Source organism: Ideonella sp. B508-1 (assembly GCF_000333615.1).
GTDB lineage: Bacteria > Pseudomonadota > Gammaproteobacteria > Burkholderiales > Burkholderiaceae_C > Ideonella.
On record NZ_BADL01000235.1, the window covers coordinates 1 to 3,038 of the forward strand.

Below are 3,038 nucleotides of genomic sequence, written 5' to 3' on the forward strand. Positions count from 1 at the left end.
CGGCTGCTCGGGCGCCAGCACCACGGCGGGCCGGGCCTGCGGGGCACTGCGCTGCAGCACCGCCAGCGTGGCGGCGACGGGCTGTGCCGGGGTCGGCCCCCGGGCACAGGGCTTGCGGGCCCAGCCAAGCGGGGTTGAGGGCCCGGTCCAGCTCGGTCTGCCAGACCATCAGCGCGCCGCTCAGGCCCAGCAGGACCATCAGCAGGCCGGCCACCAGGCCGACCCAGCGGTGCAGCCACACCCACCAGGGACGGGTCGAGCGCATCAGAACCGGCGCTTCCAGGCCAGGGTGACGGTGCGGCCGCGGCCGGCGTAGTAGTCGTCGTTGGTGCCGGAGTAGTTGGCCTGGCCGTAGTAGGTGAAGTACTGGCGGTTCAGCAGGTTCTCGACGCCCAGGCTCCAGTCGCCCTGCGCGGTGTGCCAGGTGCCGGCCCAGTCCACCACGGTGTAGCCGCTGAAGTGCTCGGCCAGCGAGGTGCTGCCGGAGAACTGGCCCTCGTTGGCATCGCGCGGCTGGAAGTGCGACAGCGTGAGCTGGCTCTCCAGCGCATCGTTCAGGCGCCACTGGCCGCTCAGCACCAGTTTGTCCGGTCCCTGCGAGCGGGCGCCCAGGTCCAGGCTCAGCGGCGCGCCGGCCGACGCGGCGGTGCGGCCCCGGGTCAGGGCATACAGGGCGTTGAGGGTCAGCCCGGGCGCGGCCCGCCACTGGCCGGTGAACTCGAAGCCCTTGACCTCGATGGGCACGCGCTGCACCGAGCCGATGCCGTTGCTGACCGTGATCTGGCTGCCCAGCGAGGAGCGCGAGTCATAGACCGAGGCGGTGAAGCTGCCGGCGCCGCCCCGCCAGGCCACGCCCAGCTCGCGGTTGTAGGTGAGGATGGGCTGCAGATCGACCAGGCTGTCCACCGACTGGCCCGCGGTCTTCACCGCGCGCAGGATCAGGCCCACGTCCGGCATGCCGAAGCCTTCGCTGTAGGACGCGAAGCTGGACCAGCCGCTGTCACCCCAGCGCCAGACGGCGCCCAGGTTCTTGACGAACTGGTCGGACCGGCGTGTGCCGCCCGCCACCTGCCGGCTGCCGTAGAAGGCCAGGGTGGTGTAGCTGTCCACGTCCAGCTGGCTGTCCTCGTGGCGCAGGCCGCCGCGCAGCGTCAGGTCGCCCCAGCTGTACTCCAACTGGGCAAAGGGGGCCAGGCTGCGGTACTTCAGGGGCGGCACCCAGGTGCGACCGGTCATCGTCAGGGTCTGCGACGAGGTGTCGTGCAGCAGGTCCACGCCGGTGGTCAGCTCCAGTCCGCGCCAGCCCAGGTCGGGCCGCACCCAGGTGCTGCGCAGGCCCCATTTGTCGGCGTTGATCTGGCTCTGGTCCACCAGGGTGCCCACCGGGGCGATGCTGGCGTCCTGGAAGGTGTTGATCACGCCGCCGCTGTAGCGGGCGCTGAAGTCCTGCTTGAACAGCTGCACCGAGGCCATGCCGCCGGCCAGGTCGTCGTCGTCCCAGCCCAGGCTGGCCGAGCGCACCCGGCTGCGGGGCGGGGCCCAGGCCAGGCTGCCCGGGGCCGAGGTGGTGGGCAGGCCGGTGCTGCGGTCGCCCGGCACGTCCACCCAGTCGCTGAAGCCGTCGGCATGGTACTGGTTGACCATCAGCTGGAACTGCTGCGAGCCCACCCGCTGGCCCAGCTTCAGGAAGCCGTCGTTGGCCATGTGCAGGGATTCCGTGGCCAGCGTGCGCCCCTGTGCATCGGTACCGATGTCCTGCTCGCGGCGGCCCACATACAGCAGAGCCGACCAGGGGTCCTCGCCCTCGCTCAGGTGCTCCAGCATGTAGCCGGCCTTCCAGCCCTGGCTGTGGCTGCGGCCCTGGCTGCTGCCCTTGAGCTCCAGCGTCTGGTGGGTGCCGGTCTCGGTGGGACTGCGGGTGATGGTGTTGATGATGCCGCCGGTGGCGCCCATGCCTTGCACCGCCGACGCGCCGCTGACCACCTCGATGCGGTCGATGATCAGGGCGTCGGCGAAGTAGCCCTCGCGGCCGCCGTAGCGCAGGGGGTTGGTCTGGGGAATGCCGTCGAGCAGCAGCAGCGCGTTGCGGCCCCGCAGCCCCTCGCCGAAGCTGCTGAGCTTCTGGCGCGAGGGCGCGTAGCCCGGCACCTGCGTGGCCAGCAGGGCGCTGGGATCCTCGCTGACCAGAGACTGGGTGTCGATGTCCTGGCGGCTGATCACCGCCACCGCGCCGGGGATCTTGTCCAGGGCCTTGCCGCTGCGGGTGGCCGTGACGATGACCTGCTGGGGCGCCGGGGAGGCTGGATCGGCCACGGCACTGTCACCGCCCGGCAGCGCCTGGGCGTGGGCGGTGGACCCCAGGGCGGCGGTGGCCAGGGCCCAGGACAGGGGGGAAAGTCGCAGCATCCGGCGGCGTCGGGCGAGGGAAGAAGTCTTCATGGGCAAGGGAAAGTGGCCGGGTCTCACATGGGGCGGCAGCAATGGGGCTGCAGCGGGCCGGCAGGTACAACAGATCCGCAAATGTAAATGACAATTATTTGCAATCAGTAAATAGACCGCCGCGTGGAAAGGGGACTCTTTGACGCGCATCAATGCCGTCGGTGTGCCGGGGGCGAATGGAAGAGAACAGGCCGCTTGTCGCTTTTGTGATGACCTGCACAGCGGTGATCAACGGAACAAAAGCGCCAAGTCATTGATTTGAAAAGAGATGTTGGCTGGCACAGCTCTCGCAATGGACCTCGCACCTGCCACCACACGAGGTGCCCCATGTCCGCCAACACCACGTTCGTATCGATCGGTGATCTGAAGAAAGGTCGCCAAGCCGTCAGCGAAGTCGTCGAGACCGGAGGGGGCTGCGGCTCCACCGGCGGTGACGGCAAGGCCAGTTGCGGCACGTCCGCCGGCCCGGACGACATGCCCGCCGAGATCTGGGACAAGGTCAAGAACCACCCCTGCTACTCGGAAGAGGCCCACCACCACTACGCCCGCATGCACGTGGCCGTGGCCCCAGCCTGCAACATCCAGTGCAACTACTGCAA

2 protein-coding genes and 1 pseudogene are annotated in these 3,038 nt (G+C 69.4%); 1 reads left to right on the plus strand and 2 read right to left on the minus strand.

The genetic code is table 11. The features are described from left to right. Positions 1–265 (minus strand): PepSY domain-containing protein (locus I73_RS27170; RefSeq protein ID WP_040500138.1); only part of this gene is annotated, 265 nt, incomplete at its 3' end. Then, a complete protein-coding gene (locus I73_RS27175) occupies positions 265–2,406 on the minus strand; it encodes a TonB-dependent receptor (protein WP_022980456.1) in 2,142 nt (713 codons plus the stop codon). The genes I73_RS27170 and I73_RS27175, both read right to left, overlap by 1 nt. 360 nt (positions 2,407–2,766) lie before the next feature. Between I73_RS27175 and I73_RS09870 the strand changes: the two are divergent. Continuing rightward, a pseudogene (locus I73_RS09870) lies at positions 2,767–3,038 on the plus strand (nitrogenase cofactor biosynthesis protein NifB); the annotation flags it as partial.